This is a genomic window from Acetatifactor aquisgranensis, assembly GCF_943193215.1.
Classification (GTDB): domain Bacteria; phylum Bacillota; class Clostridia; order Lachnospirales; family Lachnospiraceae; genus Acetatifactor; species Acetatifactor aquisgranensis.
Genome location: NZ_CALPDH010000057.1, coordinates 1 through 18,371, shown reverse-complemented (window position 1 = coordinate 18,371; position 18,371 = coordinate 1). Strand labels below are relative to the sequence as shown.

Genomic DNA, 18,371 nt, shown 5'->3' with positions numbered 1-18,371 from the left:
GATAGTATTTGACACTTGAGAATTAAATTTGACGTTTTTGTGCGGGAGACAGGAACTTTAGTTTGCTGGGCTACACCGTCACCACAACCCCCATTGTGTTGTAGGAATAGGATTCAATCTTGTCCAAGTAGGTCTGATGTGCAGTACCGTCAGCAGTCCCATTCGTGCCACCTGTCAGGGGCGTTGCAGCAGTAACCGCAAGTTCTGCATCTGCCTTGAACTTCACATAGTCGTTTGCAGCAAGTTCATCTGCCTTTGCAACGGTCTGTAAATCAACCTTGACCGCCCCAAGGTAGGTTGACACATCAAACAGGGCTGCATCATCTGCATTTGCCTGAATGACAATGTTCAAATCATTGCCCCTTGTACCGCTGTACAGTGCGGTTGCATAGTCGTTTGCAGCCTTTTCCCCGCCACCGTTCAGGCGGTAGGCATACAAGGTCTTAGCACCCATGAACAAATCACCAAGACCTTTCAGCTTGGGACTGTCAAAGGCATAGCCAAAGACCTTCATGGTGTTCTTTTGGAAGTCCTCATTGGTCACTTCAAAGACTTCCCCTTCCTTTCCCCAGTCCAGTTCAAGGGGCATCGTTGCAATGCCCCTGTCAGACAGGGTTGCAGAAGCGGATGCAGCCGATACAAAGTTCATATATGCACCGGGCAGTTCCTTGTTCTGTGCGATAAAACTACCGCCACCTAAAGCCATATCACTTCACCTTTCCTTTCCTGTATTCCTCAATCATCTTGTCAACTGTTGCAATGGTGTACTTTTTATCTTCTTCAAGAAGGGCATCCACCAAATCCCTTTGACTGCGGTACTTGTCAGAAGCAACAATCTGTTCCTTGCTGAACTGCGGTTCAGTCTGCTGAACCTTTGCCCCTGTGCTTTCCCGCTTTTTCGCTGCCGCCAAATCAATCACCTTCCTTCACTTGCGTTTCCATCTTCATTTCACCCATAGCGGTCTGTTCCGCTGCCTTGTAGACAAAGCAGTCATAATTCACGAAAAAGTTCAGAACGCCGTCCACCACTTCATGCTTCATCTTTGTCCCCCGGATTGGTTCGCTGTCCCCGTCCATCGTGATGTACTCCAAACAGTCATACATCCGTTCAGCCACACCGTTACATTCCCGCTGCTTTCCACTGCTTTCAGGGAAGTATTGGATGCAGAACGGGTTAGTTCTGAAATACCGTTTCCCAAGGAACAGGTCACTGCTTGGATTCAGGCAGAAAATAAAAAAACAAGGTTCTTCTAAACCCTGTTCAAGTTCTTCCATATGGATTTCATACCTGTCCCCAAATTCGCCATTCAGGGCAACACTGATTGCTTCGATTATTGCATTTATCACTTAAAGCATCCCCCTAAATATTTCTTAATCTTGTTTTCAAGCACCTTTGGGGCAATCTTTACAAGTTCCTGTTCCGATATGGTCATCATGAACTTACCCTTGACCCATCCCTTGTGGTTGGCTGTCCTGTGCCCGTATTCAACATAGCTTGCATATTCCACCGGGTTCACAATCTCAATGACATAGGTATCACCAAAATGGTGAACGGTCAGGGAATCAACATATTCCTGTGCAGATGCCCGTTTCTGACCAGTCCACCCACGCCTTAATGTCCCCCCCTTCTTTCCACTGGGGTTCACCTTCTTTTTGTACACATCGCCCTTCTTGTGGTTCTTGGAATCCCGCTTTGCGACAACTTCAATTTCATGGGAATAATCGCCCACCGGGGTTCTTTTCACCACCATACGCAACAGGCGGGCAGCAAGTTCCTTTGCACACGATTCCACAAAGTCATCCGGGTTTTGCAGCTTGTTCAGTTCATCCCTGAACTTTTCCAACCCGGAAATGTTAAAGTTCCCCATCCTACCCATCAGGCATATTCCTTGAACAGTTCAAGAACAATTTCCTGATGTGTCGGATATACTGCCGGGACACCGCTGCGGGTGTAGTCAGTGGTCACACCGTCCTGTGTCACCGTGATTTTTGACCCCGCCCTGATTGACACATCAGGGGAAACGAACAATTTTGTAATCTGTGCAACGGTTGCTGCGGAATCCGTCTGAACAGCAGATTTCAGTGTTTCAAATGACAGCTTGCAGGGCTGATTCTCCAACACAACCACGGGTTCAGCCTTTGTCAGCTTGGTCTTTGCATCCCTGTCCTTCTTCATTTCCGTGACCGCCAAAGTACCAAAATAGGTTGCTTCAATAGCCTTTCTTGCAGCCCCCTGTGCTGCCCGGATTGCTTTCACCATCGGATTCTTCTGAATGAATTAAATTCAGCCTTTCCATAGGATAAAAGGTAATTGATGAAGGAAGTCAGCCTTTGTTCAGGGGTCAAAGTCCCTTCCCCGGTTGCAAATACCGTGTTGGTGTCCCCGGTCTGAATCTGCTTGACCGCAAAATCCAAATCAAGGTTTTCAAGGTCATTCGGTGCAAAGGTTTTCTTGGCAAGAAGGAACTCACCCACCGCCATATCAACAGCGGTGTGTTCCAGTCCTTCCGGCACATCCTGCCAGTTGATTTCATTCTTGATGGTGCTGCGTACTTTCTCAATGCAGAAGGTCAAGGCAAATTCATCATCTGCCTTGACCTCATAACCGAAAGATTTCAGCCTTTCTTTCACCGTTTCTGTACCAAACATAGCACCCGCCCCTTTCAGATTATCCCCTTGAAATAATGCGGGCAATCGGGATTGCCTTGTGGTTGATGAAGCTGCGGTCTTTCTCTGCCTTTTCACCGGAATGTACCAGTGACCAGTTCTCACCGTTCTTCAACTCTGCATCAGTAGGGGACAAGGTTGCCTGTGACTTCTTCTCATAAGAGATACCGAAAGGTGCGAACACTTTCCGCTGCCTACTGTAAAGGGTATCTTCACCGCCATTCTTGGAAGGGTTGCGGTTCATTTCATAAGGCACTTTCACGCCTAATTCCTCATAGGAAATTGAACCGTTGCCCAGTACAAAGGTTGTGTACTCCGTGAACGCATCCACGAACACCACATAGTCACCAACCGTCACTTCCTTGTAGCTTTCTGCCACCGGGGTCACATTTGCAGCCTTAATCTGCTTTGCAGTAGGGGTTGCGGCATCGTCAACCACTTCCATAGCACCCTCGTCCGTTGACTTTGCCTTGATATAAAAACCTTCCTGTTCGACAGTTGGCATATCGTCATCAATGACAACCAACTTGCCATTCCAAGTATACAGGTCAAGTTCACGCTGAACGCCCTGCGGGTCAGTGTACTTCAAATGTGCCACAAGGTTCAGGTTTTCAAGGTTCGTTGCAACATCGCTGTGCATGAACACAAGGCTGAACTTCTTCTTGTTCGCACCACACGCCTTGTTGGTTGCACTGTTCAGGGTAGTTGCTGACATTTTACCGTCAACCTTTTCCGTCACATCATAGGTGTGGTTGTTTACAAATTCAAGGTTCTTCGTCCCGGTCATGGAAAAGATACCCTGCATAACTGCAATGATGGTTGACTGGTCAACACCGTCCCAGTATTCACCGACCTGTTCAGCGATGTTCTGCATGAAGTCCACCCCGCCAGTGATGTCATAGGAAAAATCCTTTTCAACCCAAGCCTTGGCACGACCTACCACAACAACGCCCTGTTCAAAGGTCTTGGTACTGGTTGCAGTGATGTCCGTCTGACCGTCATAATTGACCGCATCACCGTCAAGCAGCCCCCGCATTGCAATACGGGCGTAACCTGTACCGCCCTGACTTCCCCCAAGGGTGTCCTTGATGTCAGGGTTTCCCGCCAGTGCCCTTGACTTCTTGATTTCGTGCATATGCAGGTTCGGAACTCTGCCGACCATGTACTTGAACGCCTGCGGGTTAAAACTCTTAGAATCAAACTTATCGTTTGGCATACTTTTTCACCTGTCCTTTCTTTTTACTCGCCCAGTTTAGCATCAGGATTTTCCGCTAAAAAGGCACAAAGTTCATCATAGTTCATTTTTGAGGGGTCAACCTCTGCACCGGGCTTCTGCTGTGCCGATGCCCCCGGCTGAAAGCCTTTGAATGTCTGCTGCTGTGTCTGCTGTGTGGCATCGAACAGGAACTTGGTATCATCAGCAGCGGTCAGTTTGTCAATCTGTTCCTGCAAGCCCTTGACATTCCCTTCCTTGTCAAGTTTGGCATCCGTCAAATCCAACAGTGCCTTGACCGCCTTGATATTCTTTGCCTTTGCCCCGGTCAGTGCCTTTTCAACAGCAAAGTCAACCTTCAACTGGTTCATTTCGGATTCATGGGTTTCCTTGACCTTGGTGTTTTCAGCCTGTAAGTCTGCAATCTGCTTTGTCAGGGTTTCATTGTCACCCGCTGCGGTTTTCAGCGTTTCAAGCTGCTTGTCACGGTCAGTCACCTGTGTTTTCAGCCCTGAAACCTCTGTCTGCAAGTTCTTTATTTCAGCAGCAGATGCCGACTTTGCATTTTCAATGTCATCCCCATTGATTTTCATGATGCTGTCAGCCTGTTCCTTGGAAAGCCCTAAATCCTCTAACTGTTTTCTTGTCATTTCGTTACCATCCTTTCAAATACGTTTTTATACGGGGTCACTCCCACATGATTATTTGGTTGTTCGGTTTTCTGTCTTGCCAACCCGACAAACAGAAAAGCACCCGTTGCCGGATGCTTTCCCCTGCTGCCATTTAACCCATGACTGGAAGATAATTTTCAGACCACCTTGCCCTTTCTGTTAAGTCTTGGTTTTCATGTACCCCTGAACCCCCTTTCTAAACTCATATAAGCCTTATATGCCCGCTGAAATCAATCCAGTGATATTTTATAAGGCAAATAAAAAACACTGCCTAAATGACAGTGTTTTTCAATCCCAGTGTGTGCCATCCTTGGGGTATAACTCCAAGATGGTGTAAAAGTTCGGTATGTCGGAAATCTGTTTCCCTTCCTTCAATGCTGTCAGGACTTCGATTTTTTCATCAAGCAGCCTGTCACTGTCCAAATCAAAGAACTGTGTCAGCATCGGCGGGAAATCCACTTCATTGAACAGTTCCCGCACCTTGACCCCTTTTTCAATCAGTTCCCGGTCAGTCATCTTCAATCACCCGCTTTCTTCAAAAGTTCAACAATGGTTGCATCCAGTTCAGCAACCAGTTCAGGCTTGTCAGCCCGCAACAGGTCAATCAGGTCAGGTCTTGTCACACTCAATGCTGCATAGTTGGCAATGGTTTCATGAACCCTGCTTTCCGTATACCGATAGTATGATGAACCATGACCATATATCACTTTTCCGGCATCCCGGAAAGCACCACCTGAAAGTGCATCGTAAATATCTTGAAGGTTGCCGATTCCACCGCCCGTGATGTTCCTTGACATATAATCACGTTCGGCATCCCTTGCAGCCACCAGTTTATTATACTGCTTTTTATAGTCCTTATACGAACCCTGAAAAGTCTTGTTGAACATGGAATCATTCAGGTCAGAAATCAGTTGGTCATATTTGCTGTTGACTTCACTTCTGACCCTTTTGTATTCATGTTTATAGTCATTGAACAGGTTGGCAACATCGTCACTCATGGAATCGGATGTCTGTTTGAACACATCAACCAGTGGTTTCCTGCTTGTGCTGAACCAGTTGTTTGCTTTCTGTGGGTCTTGCCTACCGTATAAGTCCATCAGGTGCATTTCCTCATGCAGCGTTGTGTTCACCTGTCCTGCAAGGTTGTCACCCTGCAATTTGGGGATGGTCAGCTTTGCTTCTGCCATGTTCCCGGTCATGGTGTAGGTTGAAGTGGAAACAGCATGGTTCTTTGCATGGGATATTGAAAACGGGATTCCGTTGCTTTCAATGTTTTCCAGTTTGCCCATACGGTTGAACAGGGCAACCACATTTGCATCCGCACCTTCCAAACTGTTCACATAGTCAACAAGTGCCTGTGTGTTCTTCAACTCCCCCTTTGCGGTGAAGGAAGAAGGGAAGTTTTCAGCCTTCAATTCCTCTGCAACCTGTTTCACTTCTTCCTGTGCCTTTATTGTATCATCAGGGGTTGCTTCTTGCAATCCAGTCTTGTCACCGTCCACAAAGGACTTGTGCCAGTCCTCATATTTCATGTTGGCGGGCACATAGTAGGTCTTGCCATCCTTATCCCTTGCAGCACGTTCCCCAATGCTGTCAAATTCGTCCCCAAATGCCGGGACAGTTGTGGTTCTGCACCACACATGAAAAGGCGGGGCTGTGACCCCAACTTCCCACTGTGACATAGGGAAAACTTTGCCATCCATTTCCCGACAGATTTCAGAAGTGTGTGAATCAAGGGTTGCCACGATTTCAAACAGTTCAACATCCAGTTCATTGAAGCAGTCCTTTTGTGCTTCACTGCTGAAATACGCTTCTTCCGTCATGACCAAACGCCCCGCCACATTCTTTGATGTTCCCATCTTCCTTGCAATGGCATCAATGGCTTTCTGCGGGTCTTGACCCAGTATGATGTTACGGGTCAGTTCAGTGTTCAGTTCATTGACCAGTTTTTGACGGTTGCCCCACACACGTTCAGAAAAGTTCTTCCCGTCCACTGCCCAAGGCTTGTTGATGACCTTGGAAATGGTCTTGTCATCCAGTGTGGCAAAGTCCCAACCGACACCCACGCCCTTCTGAATCTCAAAGGCGGTACGGTAATAGCCTGACTTGTATATGTCCCGCATCGTTGAATCAATGTTGTCAAGCTGATTCCCGAACATTGTTTCAATGCTCTGTTGGGTCTGCAATTTCAGGGCTTCAAGTCTGCTGATGTGATACCGGGCAGAAGCATTTTCAAGCTGCTTCATCCAAGTACCGTTGATTGCGTTTTCCTCACCGTACCTGATATATTCATTGATGTCCCATTTCAGTTCTTCCAGTTCCCTACTGGTCAACATTCGCCTTGCTTCTTGGATGGTGATGCTGTTGTTATCTGCAAAACGCTGATACCATGCAGCAATCTGACCTTCAATCTGCTTCTGTGCCTGTCTGTACTGCCTTTCAATGTCAGAATAGCACTGTATGCCCCTTTGGTTCTGTGACTGTTCAAGCAGTTCAAACCGTTCTTTCCAGTATTCACTATTCTTCATCTACACCACCGCCCTGATTCCCTTGGTTGGGGTCTGCCGGGTTCTTGGTATGCTGACCAAAGGGGTCATACTGTTTCAGCATTTCTTCCTGTTCCTTCTGCTTCTGCTTCTCCAACCGTTCCATTTCAGCCTTGGGGTCATCCACCCAAGGATGCTGACCAATGATTGTTTCATCGGACAGGATGCCGACAGACTTCTGACTGTAGCCCAGCAAACTAAAGTTCCTATCTCCCGCACAAAAACGTCAAATTATAATCTCAGTTTTTAAACACTGTCTATAAAAGTGTGCTGCAGGAGGCGGCACATTTTCCTCTTGACCATCCCATGTCATTCCGATATAGTTTTTATGGAACGAAAAAAAGAGAAAGAACAGCCCCTTCCGCAGTTCGTTCTTTCTCTCACATACCAGTGTGCCTGCCATATACGGGATCGTATCCCACTCGTGAGGCTCCGGCAACACCGACATATACTATGATAAGAGAAAACTCCCTGTTTTGCAAGCTGGTTCGTATAAAAAGTTCATCAAAGATCCTGTTCGATTCCTTTATGGCCGGATTCCGTTCACAACTACAGACCTGTCCCTGCTGTGGGGTAAAGGGATCCTGCCGCATCCATGCCTACTATGACCGCTCCCTGGTGGACTTCATTGGCGGCACCCAGGTCCGCCACAGCCTCTGCATCATGCGCCTCATCTGTACCTGTGGCCATACCCATGCCATCCTCCCGGACTTCATCATTCCCTACTCCGGCTATGGCCTGTTCTTCCTTCTACGTGTCCTGGCGGAGTATTTCCTGCGCCTTTCCACTGTGGAAAGGCTATGCGAACGCTTCTGCATCACCCTTTCCCAGCTGCGCCGGTGGCTGCAGCTCTTTCGGGGGCAGAAGGAAGATTGGCTCGGCGTGCTTTCCTCCATGGAGGTTTCCGGCCTTTCCTTCCTGAAGTCCCTGCTCACGCAGCCGGCTTATTCGGATTTCGCCTCCGCCTTTGTCCGCCGTTTTACAAAGTCTTTCCTCCAGTCCCATAAAAACCCGGCACTTTACTGCCAGCAGGTGTTCGGCCCCTGACCCTTTTTCCGTCGGCCACACGCCACGGGTATGGCTTCCCTCCCTTCTCTCCTGCATAATGGTGGAAAACCACCTAAGGAGGACATTTTTATGGACAACAATCCCAAAAACCTTTCGGACGCAGCCGCCATGGCACAGTTCCGCCTCGCTCTCATAGCGCCGGTCATCCATGGCCTTTATCCGGATGCGTCCAGGAACGCTTACTACCAGCGTATCACCGAAAAACCGCTCACCCTGCCTGACGGCTCGGTATTCCAGTACAGCCCAAAGACCCTCAGCAAATGGGTGTCCCTCTACCAGAACGGCGGCATCGACGCCCTCTTGCCGCAGGAGCGTTCCGATAAGGGCTCCACCCGGGTTCTCCCGGACACGGCCATCGAGGAGATCTACCGCCTCAAGGAAGCCTTCCCACGGCTGAACTCTACCCAGATCCACCGGCACCTCGTTGAAGAAGCCTTCATCCCTGCCACAGTCAGCGTCTGCGCCGTCCAGCGCTTCGTCAAGAGACATGACCTGAAATCAGCACGCAACCCTGGTATGCGGGACAGAAAGGCGTTTGAAGAAGATGCCTTTGGGAAGATGTGGCAGGCCGATACCTGTTACCTGCCTTATATCACGGAGCACGGCCAGCGCAGGAGAGTCTACTGCATCATGATTATTGATGACCATTCCCGTTTTCTGGTGGGCGGCGGCCTCTTCTATAACGATAATGCCTATAACTTCCAGAAGGTGTTGAAGGACGCTGTGGCAGCCCATGGAATCCCGGCAAAGCTCTATGTCGATAATGGCTGCAGTTACTCGAATGAGCAGCTTTCCCTCATCTGCGGCTCCATCGGCACCGTACTTTTACACACAAAAATTCGTGATGGTGCTTCCAAAGCCAAAATAGAACGCCAGTTCAGAACGCTCAAGGAGACTTGGCTCTATACGCTGGATCTGGATTCCATCACCACGCTGGCACAGTTCAACCGGCTGCTTAAGGACTATATGCGCACCTACAATACATCTGTCCATTCCGGCATCGGCACAACGCCCATGGACCGCTACCAGCAGACACGCTCCTCCATCCGGAACCCTAAGTCCAGGGAGTGGCTGGAGGAATGTTTCCTGAACCGCATCACCAGGAAGGTGAACAAGGACTCTACCGTCTCCATCGACAAGGTGTCCTATGACGTTCCCATGCAGTTCATTTCTTCAAAAGTGGATATCCGCTTCCTGCCAGACGACATGTCCAGTGCCTTCATCCTTTATGAGGGGGAACATTATCCCATCCGGCCTACGGATAAAAACGAGAACTGCAGGACGAAACGCAATAACACGCCGTCCATCGATTATTCAAGGATCGGGGGTGAGAGCTGATGTTGGGTTCCTACTATGGGCTTTCCTTCAATCCCTTTGACAAACAGAACGCAAGAGAAAAGGACCGGTTCCTCTCAAAGGACATCTCGGAAATGACGTCCCGGCTGGACTACCTCAAGGACACAAGGGGAATCGGGCTGTTCACCGCACGCCCCGGCATGGGCAAGTCCTTCGCACTGCGCTGCTTCGCAAAGTGCCTCAACCCCAACCTCTACCATATGGAGTACATCTGCCTCTCCACGGTCAGCGTCATGGAGTTCTACCGCCAGCTCTGCTCTGTCCTGGGGGTAGAGCCAAGGGGCGGCAAGCCTGGGATGTTCCGCGCCGTACAGGAGCAGATACTCTACCTCTACAAGGACAAGAAGCAGCCCCTCCTCCTGGCAGTCGATGAGGCACAATACCTCTCCACCGGCATCCTGGAGGATATCAAGATGCTCATGAACTACGGGTATGACTCCCTCAACTGCTTCACGCTCATCCTCTGTGGGGAGCCCCACCTGAACAGCACCCTGAAAAAGCCCGTCCATGAGGCCCTGCGCCAGCGCATCACCGTACACTACAACTTTTCCGGTCTCTCAGACTCGGAAGTGGCGCAGTATATCCTCCACAAGATCGCCTGTGCCGGAGGCGCAGCCTCCATCATCGACCAGGCGGCGCTTTCTGCCGTCCACAGTCACTCCCAGGGGAGCCCCCGCCTGGTGGACAACCTGATGACCGACGCGCTGACTCTGGGGGCACAGATGGACAAGAAAGTGATCGATACGGATGTCATCCTGGCTTCTGTCAGCAGCCAGAATCTCGGATAGGAGGAATGGAACATGAATTATACCTGTATCCTGAAAAGCGGTTCCCGCAAGGAGACCTGGACGGGGCAGATCATCCTGCTGAGCACGGGGAACGGATGGTATGAAGCTGAGATCAATAGGCGGGGGACTTACTTCCACATCCTCGCCGGACGGCATAAATATGGGAACTACCTGTGCATCCATAACCATGATGTAGGGTGCGAGCTCTCCGATTTCTCCGATATCTTTTGGAAGGAAGAAAGGATCGGCTCCCTGATGCGGAAGGTGGATGCGGTGACTGTCGCCACCGGCCTGGTTCATCTTCCTGTTCTGGCCGACAGGCAGGGGAAAAACTAAATTTTTCATATGGGCCGTGTGTCTCATGAGGGATCCATGGCCTTTTGCATTTCAGGCGCAAAACAATACCGACAACAACGTGCAGCATTTTTGACAGGATTGTGCATTTGCAGACAGCACTGCGCAGTCAATAGGATAAATGTCGGAAAAATAATTCGCTGTTTGCGTCTCCCTCAATTTACCGTCCGACATTCTGACAGTTATCAATCACTTCCGATTCATTCATAAGGATGTCCCGGTTGAATATGATGGTGACATCCTCACCTTCATAGTCACCCTTTCCCATGTTGGCAAGGTGTGCATTGACAAACCAAAGGATTTCTTCAAATGCTGCCTGATATTCTGTTTCCGTGTCGTTGGCATCAATGTCAATGTCAGAATACATTGATTGAATGTTCATTTGGTTGGGGTTTCCTGAAAGCCTGTCATCCTTGGCATCATAACCCATAGCGTTCTCAATCAGGGCTTTTTTGAAGATTTCCAAAATAGCCTTGTAGTTTTCCGCATTGACGGTTATTTCAAGGGTTTCCACCCCGCCCTTTGCACTCTCGTCATACCTGATTTTCACTGCACCATAGGTTGCCAAGTTCTTCCTGAACTCACCCAAGTTCGTACCGTCATAGTTTTTCAGGACAAGGATGGTGTTCCTTGCATCTTCCTGCATATTGTTTTCAAAGTCCGAAAGCATGACATTGATTCCATCCTGCAATGACTTGACCCGTTTCAGCAGCGGTGTTTCATTCTCATTGCATTTCAGCGGTATCAGCGGGATTCTTGACCAGTTGAACCCCTGAACCTTGCCAGTGGCATCCGTCATTGTCACATGGTAACAGTCAGATTCCCCTTCATTGGCAAGGTCAGGGATAAGTGTGCCCCGGTCAAGGATGAACTTGTGAACGCCATCCAAATCATACACTTCCACCTTCTCAATCACCGTTGGGACTGTCCCTTCATACCCGATGACCAAATAAAGCCTGACCGCAAAGTCAAGTATGGTGTGTTCGTTATCCTTCCAAAATGGCAGAATCTCATAAGCCGGGAAAAGCCTGAAAGCAAATTCCCCTTCTTCCGTGTAATACGGGTACAACCAAGCAATCCCGCCATTGTATGCAGCCTTGCCACTGTTTTTCAGCGTTTTCATGAACCGCTTGTTGAACACCTTTTTCAGAAGTTCACCATACTGTTCATTTTGACATTCGATTGCAAAGGGCTGACCGAACAGGTAATTTGCTTTCTGATTGACCATCTTTGCATACTGGTTATCAATGACCCGGTTGTTTGGCAAGTTATCCACCACTTGCAGCTTGCCATCCTCACCTATCATTGTACGCTTACGCTTCAAAATGTCGTGTTCATTGTCATAGTACAACGAACCCTTAATCTGCATCACCCTTTTGGGTGAACCCTTCCACTTGGCAATCTCCCTTTCAAGAAATTCCCTGTCAGTCATCCGGGAATGAACACCCTGCAATATGAAGTTGCTGACCTTCAATGTCAGTGTATCTATTAAGTTGCTGAACACGGTTCAATTCACCCCTTTCATGACATAATAAAATCAAAACCCCTGAAAACATGATATTTCCAAGGGTGTGTGTTACTAATTTGTTTCTGTTTGTTATTCAAAGCTGAAAGCATCGCCTTTTGCAATATGCTCCACTGCATACCGCATTGCATCCATCAGGTGATTGAAGTCATCAATGGGTTTGTTCAGCTTCTTCCCGGTCTTGGTGTCGGTGTCCCAAGTGTAGTTGCTGATTTCCGTCAGGAAGTTCACACACCGGGGATGCACGATAATATGATAATCTTGCAGGAAGTCAATACCGTTGTTTATGCTGTCCTTGCCCTTCCTTGCTTTCCTGATGCCTTTCAGCCCCAGTTCCCGCAAGCGGTCAATGCTCTTTGGTTCAGCAGAATCAGCAGTTATCTTTTCCTTACCGTAACCCATGCGGGCAATCTCCCCGGCAATGGCTTCATTGCTCATGCCGGGTTTGTACATTTCATCAAAGACCCATATGGTCTTGCTTGACTGGTCAATGAACCCGCAAAACAAAGCACTTGGGTCATTGGTATAGCCAAAGTCAAGACCAAACACGGACTTCACCCCTGCAACAGCCCTGACTTCATCAATGCTGAACAGCTTTTCTTCCCAGTTCTCATAAACAAGACCGTCAACAATGCCCCAGTCACCAAGACCCGCCACTTTGTAACGCCTTGGGTTCTGCTTTCTCATGGTTTCAAAAACCTTCAAGTCAGCAGCATCCAACCATTCATTGCAAAGGTAGTTGGTTGTCATGGCAAGGGTTTCTTCATCCGGCTTGTCAAAGAACCGCTTTTTTATCCAGTGGTGTTCATTCCAAGGGTTTAATGTCAAGGTTATCTGTTTGAACAGCCCTGACCCTTCCGGGACTGCACCACGGATTGATTCATCAAGCATATTGAAATCATCTTCTGAACTGATTTCATACGCTTCTTCTATCCACATCCAACATAGGCATCCAGTTTCAACCGTGATACTGGTTACTTTCAGCGGGTCATCCAGTCCCCTGAAATAAATCTTCTGACCAGTTGGCTTGTAGGTCATTTCAAGGGGTGATTCTTTTATGTCCCAAAAGGCATCAACCCCAAGGCGGTGAATAGCCCACCTTAGTTCAGTGAAGCATGAATCCTTTAATGTCCTGAATGTTTTCCTGATGACAAGCGTGTTCGCATCAGGGTACTTCATCATGTTGGTTATGTACCAAAGTGCGGTTGTCTTTGACTTCTTGGATGCCCTTGAACCCTTGCACACCCTGTATCTGCCTTGCCACCGCCAAAAAGTACCATAACCCTTTCCGACTATTTCAGGCAGCTTCACATTCACCTTGCCGGAACTGGTCAAGGTGTACTGTGCAGGGAACAGGATTCTTTTCTGATAATCAAAAATGTGCTGACTGCTAATCTTCAAGGTCATCACTTCCTGAAATCACAATAGGCTGTGTGATGTTCACATCCAGTTTGTCATTCCACATACCCAAGTGCTTACCCAACAATTCCAGTGCTTTCAGCTTGGGGGAAATCTTCACTTCCCTTTCAACGCTTGACCCGGTATCACTTTCAGATTCCTTGTATTTCATGGATTCGATACAGGCAAGGTCATCTTCTGTTGCACTGCTTTTGATTCTCCCCTGATTGTCAACAATATCAGTCATCTTCACAAAGGCAATCTTGGCAAGTTCCAAAACCACCCTGTCCTGATTCACACCTGTCCTTTTTGACCTCTCTGCCATCGCTTCACTGATTGCCTGTTGAACCTTAACAATTCCTAACATCCGTGACCCTTGGACATCCGCTGTTTTTGCTGAATATCCGGCTCTTATGGCTGCTTGTGTTGCGTTCAGGTCAATCAGGTATTCATCAACAAAACGCTGCTGCTTTTCTGTCAATTTTGCCATCCGGCAACACCTTCCTTTCCTTTTCCCCTCAAAAAACATATCAAAAAGCCCCTGAAAGCAAGGGTTTTCAAGCACCTTTCAGGGGTCAAAGTCATCATTATGTGTTTTTGCATACCGTTCAAAAATAGGAATTGCAGAAGAAAAAGGATTTTCTTCTGCAACCTGATTTTGTCATGATACACTTTAACATTGATTTTTGGGGATTGCAATATACACGGTTGTATGATTTTGTCACACAAATAAACACAAATAAAACACGCTATGTCAGGTAACGCAAGTTCGAATATGTTTTTTCAAAGGCTGCAAGTGCCTTTTTATGTGCGTTCCTGACATACTGGTATGACATCTTCATTTCATCGGCTGCAACTTTCAGGGTCTTGAACTGCACATAGACCTTGAACAACAACTGAATGTAGTGCGTGTCATGAAGCCCCCTGATTTCAGAAATGATTTGTTCCTTGGCATCAGCAAAGCGGTCAATCTCTGAATTGATGTGTTCATTGAATGTGACATACCTTGTGACCTGACCGCCTAACTTGTCCCCGGAAATGGAAGTCTGCACCCTGTCCTTACTGTAATCAATACCGCCCGGATTGCAAGCATCCGTTTTCATTTCCTCTAACCTTTCTAAGTCCTGACTGATATTGATGTCTAATTCCTCTAACTGCCCTAAGTATTCCCTTGCAGACAGCTTCTTTTTCCCTTCACTCATGCTTTCACCTTGCCCTTTCACTTGGTATCATTCGGTAACGGTTTATTTTGATACAAAAAACTTCTTGAATATCTTGTATTTACTGGAAGTATCACTTGGTAACGGTATCTGTTGATGTCTATATTCTTATATTTTTACTTTTTCTATTTATCTATAATAGATTTTTTTAATCTAATAAGAAATTTAATTTTAACAGCTACTAACCGATACCGCCCTATTTTACATACATTTCAACCGATACTACAAACAGCTACCAACAACTACTTATAACTTCATACACCACATCATTCACAAACAAAGTCCCTGTCTGCGGTACTCCTGAAAACTGCGGTACACAAATTATATTGATTCCCGCACACTGCACTGCACCCAACTGTTGCCTGACAAAATCAGACATCAGTGCATAGGTCTGTTCATTCAAAGGGGCTTCACCAAATTCTTCAAACAGAATCGGAAAAATGTCATTGTTCATAGACACCCGCCCTTTCTCCATAAGTAACTGCATAATTTTATTTTCCACAACTACCACCCCCTATTTATACTCCCTGCCTGATTTGGTGTCCCTTAACTGAACACGTTCAGACAGTTCAAAACCACATGAACGAATAATGAACTTCAACACCTTAATCAAATCATATGCACGTTTATCAGCTTCACTTTCTTCCCGGCTCACCTGACCTATTGCAACCGATGCAGTAGGGTCAAGATACCCTTCACTGTTCTTTCCAACCTTCACGGTTTATCACTCCTTTCTAACACGAACCACCATCAGCACCATGAAAAGCACCTGCCGGATAGTTCCAAGTTTCCACATAAATATCATCAGTACCAAATTCACCTGTCAGTATTGAATGAATTGCATCTTTGTCATCCCAACAAACACAAGATTCCGCACAACCGACAAATTCATCAAGGTTCTTTTTATTGTCCAGTGTGAACCCAAGCACTTCTTCATCATGCCTTAGTTCAGCAAATTCATCAGGGAACAGTTCTTTGAACCCTGCAAACAGTCTTGGTGTGGAGAAGATGCACATGGCACAGCTGCACCTGTTCCAACCGATTCTGTAACAAGGGTGTGGGTTGATATGATGCCTTTTCAAAAGTTCCCACACATCCTTTTCAGAATAATCAATCACCGCCCGCCACTGGTGAACAATCCTGTGTGCCTTTGCTTCTGCATTGGTGCGATGTATCTCCAGTTCGTTATATTTTGACCTTCCTGCGGATTCCCCACGCCTTTCACCTGATACAATCAGAATCTTTTTGTTGGTCTTGGTTTCTTCAAGATTGGCTGTCACACTGTCCTGAACCGCTGCTTTCAGATTCCCGCTGCACCATCGTCCTGAATGTGTCCCACCCTTTGCCGGGAACTTGTGCCTTTTACCACCAAGTTTTTCTAATTCCCCCAGGCGGTCAAGGTTACTTACAACGGTATCAGCAACGCATATTTTCAGATATGCAGAACACCAACGCCTTGACAAGTCACCAGTCTTTGCCGGGAACTTCCACCTATAACCGTATTGTTTCAGCAGTTCTTCCAGTTCTTCTGTTGCCTGTTCTTTCAATTCCTTACATTTCAGGTAATTGCTTGATAGCTTGCACTGACGGACTGCCCCGGTATCAGGGTCAATCCACTCAATAGGTTCTGATGCACCTATGCGGTACAACTCTCCAAAGAAACCATTGACCCGGTATGATACCCGCAACTTCACACCTTCTGCATCTGCAAGGGCTTTCACATAGTTTTGGGTACACCGCCAGTCCATCCTTCTTGATGGATGACCACCATCAATGTCATGATGCCAAAATTCAATTTTTTCCTTTGGAACACCCAGTTCAAGCAATTTCAGATAGCAAGCAACTGAATCCTTACCGCCTGAAATCAACACGACAATCAAATCATAATCTTCCAGTGGGAACAGTTCAGGAAGATATATCTTTTTGAAGTGTTCGCTGTCCGTCCTTCCCTGAACTCTTGATGTTATTTTCACACCCGTCCCATATATAGGCTTCTCTTGTACACCCAATACAACAGGTGTATTTGGTGTGCAGTCTGAATCTCTTATAAACTCCATGATGTCACCATCCTTTCATGCATTGTTAAGAACTCTTAACTTTTCATCAAAAAAAATATCATGCTTTCACAAAAATCTTGCGGTTTACATTGTTCAATTTTTTCTGAATTACCTTGAATCCTAATCTTTTATTTATCTGCTTACTGAATACAATATTGCTCATAGGGGTCATTGCATTATCGGCACAAAATACCTGATACCGCTTGTATACTTCATTGGTTGGTTCGTTCTCAATCATATCAATACCGCTGTCAGCGATAAAGGCAATGATGGGGTTGTTTTCTTCCTCATATTCGTTCAACTGGTTCTGAACCTTTGTGGACTTGGTGAATTCATCATTGATGATTACCCGTTTTAGTCCTTCAACGCCTAACCTGATAAAGTATTCAATGCTGTCCCTTTCTATCAGCTTGTATTTGATGAACGGGTCATAGTCAGGGTCACTTTTCCCAAATGTGGCATTGAACGGAATAATGACCAACCGCCTAAGTACCGCCCCAGTCTTGTCCTTCATCCGGGGGATGTCATTGGCACTGAACAACAGTTTAATGAACGGGTTGAACTCAAACGGGTCTTGACCCTTTCTTTCTGCCTTGATGCGGTTGCCAGTCACTATTTTTTTGAAGATGCTGACCTGACTGCCCTGCAAGAAATCATCCCCTATATCATCACCGATGTTTGCCAGTTTTCCGAACATCATTGAAGTGTTGAACCTGTCCCCCAGTTCTTTCAGGTCAAGGGCTGATATGTTCTTTTCACCAAGGATTGCTTTCACACAATCCAAAAATGTACTTTTACCGTTGGACTTGTCACCAGTCAGGATGAACGCTTTCCCCAGTTCATTTCTTCTATAAAAGCAATAACCAATACATTCTTCCAACAATGCCCTGATTGCTGAATCCCCGCATGATAACTTGTTCAGGGTTGAATCAGCAAGTTCAGAATAGGCATCCGGGTCATAGTCCCAAGGTATCTTGTTGGTGATGACTATTTCCGTGCTGAACGGTTTCAGTTCCCCGGTCATGATGTCATATACACCATTATTGAAAGCAATCAGGTTTGCTTCTGATGGCTGCTTTTCTTCAACAATCAGTTCCATGTAATCAAGGACTTCCCGCCTTTGCATCTTTTTCAAGTTAGGTATGTGCTGAATCATATCAGCTTCAATTTCCTTGTACCCGTTTGTATAGATACCTTCCTTGTAGATATGTAACTGACCGTTGATTTTGACAATGTGTGCAGTGTTCTTCATGTACACTGCAAACTTATCAAAAAGGAATGTTGACCCCATGAAAAACACTGGTTTCTGAAATGCTTCATCCCTGAGTATCACTTCCAGTTCATCATCAGACAGGGGTTCTTTCAAGACAAACTTGTTTAATATCCTGATACATTCCCTTGTTTCATCCACCGTGAAATCATTGGCTGTCAGGTGTAGCCCAGCAAACTAAAGTTCCTGTCTCCCGCACAAAAACGTCAAATTTAATTCTCAAGTGTCAAATACTATC

Annotated in this window: 23 protein-coding genes; 4 read left to right on the top strand and 19 right to left on the bottom strand. The window is 46.8% G+C overall.

The genetic code is table 11. The features are described from left to right. Positions 1-70 precede the first annotated feature (70 nt). From NFS35_RS27360 to NFS35_RS27310, 11 genes are all read right to left on the bottom strand, one after another. Positions 71-706: a phage tail sheath N-terminal beta-sandwich domain-containing protein gene (locus NFS35_RS27360; RefSeq protein WP_251210143.1), complete on the bottom strand. Its 636-nt coding sequence runs from the start codon at positions 704-706 to the stop codon at positions 71-73. 1 nt (position 707) lies between these two features. Continuing rightward, positions 708-920 carry an arginine repressor gene (locus NFS35_RS27355; RefSeq protein WP_408629659.1) on the bottom strand — a complete coding sequence of 71 codons (213 nt, stop codon included), beginning with the start codon at positions 918-920 and terminating at the stop codon, positions 708-710. Next, positions 913-1,347, bottom strand: a complete 435-nt coding sequence (locus NFS35_RS27350; RefSeq protein ID WP_251210141.1) for a phage tail terminator family protein — start codon at positions 1,345-1,347, stop codon at positions 913-915. The genes NFS35_RS27355 and NFS35_RS27350 overlap by 8 nt, the downstream gene beginning before the upstream one ends. Then, a complete protein-coding gene (locus NFS35_RS27345) occupies positions 1,344-1,877 on the bottom strand; it encodes an HK97 gp10 family phage protein (protein WP_251210140.1) in 534 nt (177 codons plus the stop codon). Before NFS35_RS27345 ends, NFS35_RS27350 begins: the two co-directional genes overlap by 4 nt. Beyond that, positions 1,877-2,260 (bottom strand): hypothetical protein, encoded by a 384-nt coding sequence (locus NFS35_RS27340; protein ID WP_251210139.1) that lies wholly within the window; start codon positions 2,258-2,260, stop codon positions 1,877-1,879. Before NFS35_RS27340 ends, NFS35_RS27345 begins: the two co-directional genes overlap by 1 nt. Then, positions 2,254-2,649, bottom strand: a complete 396-nt coding sequence (locus tag NFS35_RS27335; protein ID WP_251210138.1) for a hypothetical protein — start codon at positions 2,647-2,649, stop codon at positions 2,254-2,256. Before NFS35_RS27335 ends, NFS35_RS27340 begins: the two co-directional genes overlap by 7 nt. A gap of 19 nt (positions 2,650-2,668) precedes the next feature. Beyond that, entirely contained in the window at positions 2,669-3,829 is a 1,161-nt protein-coding gene (locus NFS35_RS27330) for a phage coat protein (RefSeq protein ID WP_251210137.1), read from the bottom strand. A 77-nt stretch (positions 3,830-3,906) separates the two neighbouring features. Then, on the bottom strand, positions 3,907-4,530 hold the full coding sequence (locus tag NFS35_RS27325; protein WP_275564743.1) for a phage scaffolding protein: 624 nt from the start codon (positions 4,528-4,530) through the stop codon (positions 3,907-3,909). A gap of 309 nt (positions 4,531-4,839) precedes the next feature. Further along, positions 4,840-5,067: a hypothetical protein gene (locus NFS35_RS27320; protein WP_251210135.1), complete on the bottom strand. Its 228-nt coding sequence runs from the start codon at positions 5,065-5,067 to the stop codon at positions 4,840-4,842. Between the two features lie 2 nt (positions 5,068-5,069). Further along, positions 5,070-7,079, bottom strand: coding sequence for a minor capsid protein (locus tag NFS35_RS27315; protein ID WP_251210134.1), 2,010 nt, complete (start codon positions 7,077-7,079; stop codon positions 5,070-5,072). Beyond that, positions 7,069-7,293, bottom strand: coding sequence for a phage portal protein (locus NFS35_RS27310; RefSeq protein WP_251210133.1), 225 nt, complete (start codon positions 7,291-7,293; stop codon positions 7,069-7,071). The genes NFS35_RS27315 and NFS35_RS27310 overlap by 11 nt, the downstream gene beginning before the upstream one ends. A 257-nt stretch (positions 7,294-7,550) precedes the next feature. Here NFS35_RS27310 and NFS35_RS27305 point away from each other — a divergent pair, with 257 nt between their 5' ends. The 4 genes from NFS35_RS27305 (at position 7,551) to NFS35_RS27290 (ending at position 10,645) form a co-directional block, all read left to right on the top strand. Beyond that, positions 7,551-8,144 (top strand): DUF6431 domain-containing protein, encoded by a 594-nt coding sequence (locus NFS35_RS27305; protein ID WP_251210132.1) that lies wholly within the window; start codon positions 7,551-7,553, stop codon positions 8,142-8,144. Positions 8,145-8,234: 90 nt separating this feature from the next. After that, entirely contained in the window at positions 8,235-9,503 is a 1,269-nt protein-coding gene (locus NFS35_RS27300; protein ID WP_251210131.1) for a DDE-type integrase/transposase/recombinase, read from the top strand. After that, positions 9,503-10,309: an ExeA family protein gene (locus NFS35_RS27295; RefSeq protein WP_251210130.1), complete on the top strand. Its 807-nt coding sequence runs from the start codon at positions 9,503-9,505 to the stop codon at positions 10,307-10,309. The genes NFS35_RS27300 and NFS35_RS27295 overlap by 1 nt, the downstream gene beginning before the upstream one ends. A gap of 12 nt (positions 10,310-10,321) precedes the next feature. Further along, positions 10,322-10,645, top strand: a complete 324-nt coding sequence (locus NFS35_RS27290; protein WP_251210129.1) for a DUF6618 family protein — start codon at positions 10,322-10,324, stop codon at positions 10,643-10,645. Positions 10,646-10,823: 178 nt separating this feature from the next. Here NFS35_RS27290 and NFS35_RS27285 read toward each other — a convergent pair whose 3' ends face one another. The 8 genes from NFS35_RS27285 to NFS35_RS27250 all read right to left on the bottom strand — a co-directional run bounded on the left by NFS35_RS27285 (position 10,824) and on the right by NFS35_RS27250 (position 18,274). After that, positions 10,824-12,095 carry a phage portal protein gene (locus tag NFS35_RS27285; RefSeq protein WP_251210128.1) on the bottom strand — a complete coding sequence of 424 codons (1,272 nt, stop codon included), beginning with the start codon at positions 12,093-12,095 and terminating at the stop codon, positions 10,824-10,826. A 165-nt stretch (positions 12,096-12,260) separates the two neighbouring features. Then, on the bottom strand, positions 12,261-13,589 hold the full coding sequence (locus tag NFS35_RS27280) for a PBSX family phage terminase large subunit (protein ID WP_330640500.1): 1,329 nt from the start codon (positions 13,587-13,589) through the stop codon (positions 12,261-12,263). Continuing rightward, positions 13,579-14,076: a terminase small subunit gene (locus tag NFS35_RS27275; protein WP_251210126.1), complete on the bottom strand. Its 498-nt coding sequence runs from the start codon at positions 14,074-14,076 to the stop codon at positions 13,579-13,581. The genes NFS35_RS27280 and NFS35_RS27275 overlap by 11 nt, the downstream gene beginning before the upstream one ends. Positions 14,077-14,335: 259 nt before the next feature. Continuing rightward, on the bottom strand, positions 14,336-14,788 hold the full coding sequence (locus NFS35_RS27270; RefSeq protein ID WP_251210125.1) for a hypothetical protein: 453 nt from the start codon (positions 14,786-14,788) through the stop codon (positions 14,336-14,338). A 250-nt stretch (positions 14,789-15,038) separates the two neighbouring features. Beyond that, positions 15,039-15,308 carry a hypothetical protein gene (locus NFS35_RS27265; protein WP_251210124.1) on the bottom strand — a complete coding sequence of 90 codons (270 nt, stop codon included), beginning with the start codon at positions 15,306-15,308 and terminating at the stop codon, positions 15,039-15,041. Positions 15,309-15,320: 12 nt separating this feature from the next. Beyond that, complete coding sequence (locus tag NFS35_RS27260) at positions 15,321-15,524, bottom strand: hypothetical protein (protein ID WP_251210123.1); 204 nt, start codon at positions 15,522-15,524, stop codon at positions 15,321-15,323. A gap of 16 nt (positions 15,525-15,540) precedes the next feature. Then, positions 15,541-16,863, bottom strand: a complete 1,323-nt coding sequence (locus tag NFS35_RS27255) for a phosphoadenosine phosphosulfate reductase domain-containing protein (RefSeq protein ID WP_251210122.1) — start codon at positions 16,861-16,863, stop codon at positions 15,541-15,543. Between the two features lie 58 nt (positions 16,864-16,921). Further along, positions 16,922-18,274 (bottom strand): DNA primase family protein, encoded by a 1,353-nt coding sequence (locus NFS35_RS27250; protein ID WP_251210121.1) that lies wholly within the window; start codon positions 18,272-18,274, stop codon positions 16,922-16,924. Positions 18,275-18,371: the final 97 nt, after the last annotated feature.

What these genes read in the sequence shown, in the direction of transcription:
- NFS35_RS27360 (WP_251210143.1), bottom strand. Translation starts at nt 706, where the DNA reads ATGGCTTTAGGTGGCGGTAGTTTTATCGCACAGAACAAGGAACTGCCC.
- NFS35_RS27345 (WP_251210140.1), bottom strand. Translation starts at nt 1,877, where the DNA reads ATGGGTAGGATGGGGAACTTTAACATTTCCGGGTTGGAAAAGTTCAGG.
- NFS35_RS27340 (WP_251210139.1), bottom strand. Translation starts at nt 2,260, where the DNA reads ATGGTGAAAGCAATCCGGGCAGCACAGGGGGCTGCAAGAAAGGCTATT.
- NFS35_RS27335 (WP_251210138.1), bottom strand. Translation starts at nt 2,649, where the DNA reads ATGTTTGGTACAGAAACGGTGAAAGAAAGGCTGAAATCTTTCGGTTAT.
- NFS35_RS27330 (WP_251210137.1), bottom strand. Translation starts at nt 3,829, where the DNA reads ATGGTCGGCAGAGTTCCGAACCTGCATATGCACGAAATCAAGAAGTCA.
- NFS35_RS27325 (WP_275564743.1), bottom strand. Translation starts at nt 4,530, where the DNA reads ATGACAAGAAAACAGTTAGAGGATTTAGGGCTTTCCAAGGAACAGGCT.
- NFS35_RS27320 (WP_251210135.1), bottom strand. Translation starts at nt 5,067, where the DNA reads ATGACTGACCGGGAACTGATTGAAAAAGGGGTCAAGGTGCGGGAACTG.
- NFS35_RS27315 (WP_251210134.1), bottom strand. Translation starts at nt 7,079, where the DNA reads ATGAAGAATAGTGAATACTGGAAAGAACGGTTTGAACTGCTTGAACAG.
- NFS35_RS27305 (WP_251210132.1), top strand. Translation starts at nt 7,551, where the DNA reads ATGATAAGAGAAAACTCCCTGTTTTGCAAGCTGGTTCGTATAAAAAGT.
- NFS35_RS27300 (WP_251210131.1), top strand. Translation starts at nt 8,235, where the DNA reads ATGGACAACAATCCCAAAAACCTTTCGGACGCAGCCGCCATGGCACAG.
- NFS35_RS27295 (WP_251210130.1), top strand. Translation starts at nt 9,503, where the DNA reads ATGTTGGGTTCCTACTATGGGCTTTCCTTCAATCCCTTTGACAAACAG.
- NFS35_RS27290 (WP_251210129.1), top strand. Translation starts at nt 10,322, where the DNA reads ATGAATTATACCTGTATCCTGAAAAGCGGTTCCCGCAAGGAGACCTGG.
- NFS35_RS27285 (WP_251210128.1), bottom strand. Translation starts at nt 12,095, where the DNA reads ATGACTGACAGGGAATTTCTTGAAAGGGAGATTGCCAAGTGGAAGGGT.
- NFS35_RS27275 (WP_251210126.1), bottom strand. Translation starts at nt 14,076, where the DNA reads ATGGCAAAATTGACAGAAAAGCAGCAGCGTTTTGTTGATGAATACCTG.
- NFS35_RS27270 (WP_251210125.1), bottom strand. Translation starts at nt 14,788, where the DNA reads ATGAGTGAAGGGAAAAAGAAGCTGTCTGCAAGGGAATACTTAGGGCAG.
- NFS35_RS27255 (WP_251210122.1), bottom strand. Translation starts at nt 16,863, where the DNA reads ATGGAGTTTATAAGAGATTCAGACTGCACACCAAATACACCTGTTGTA.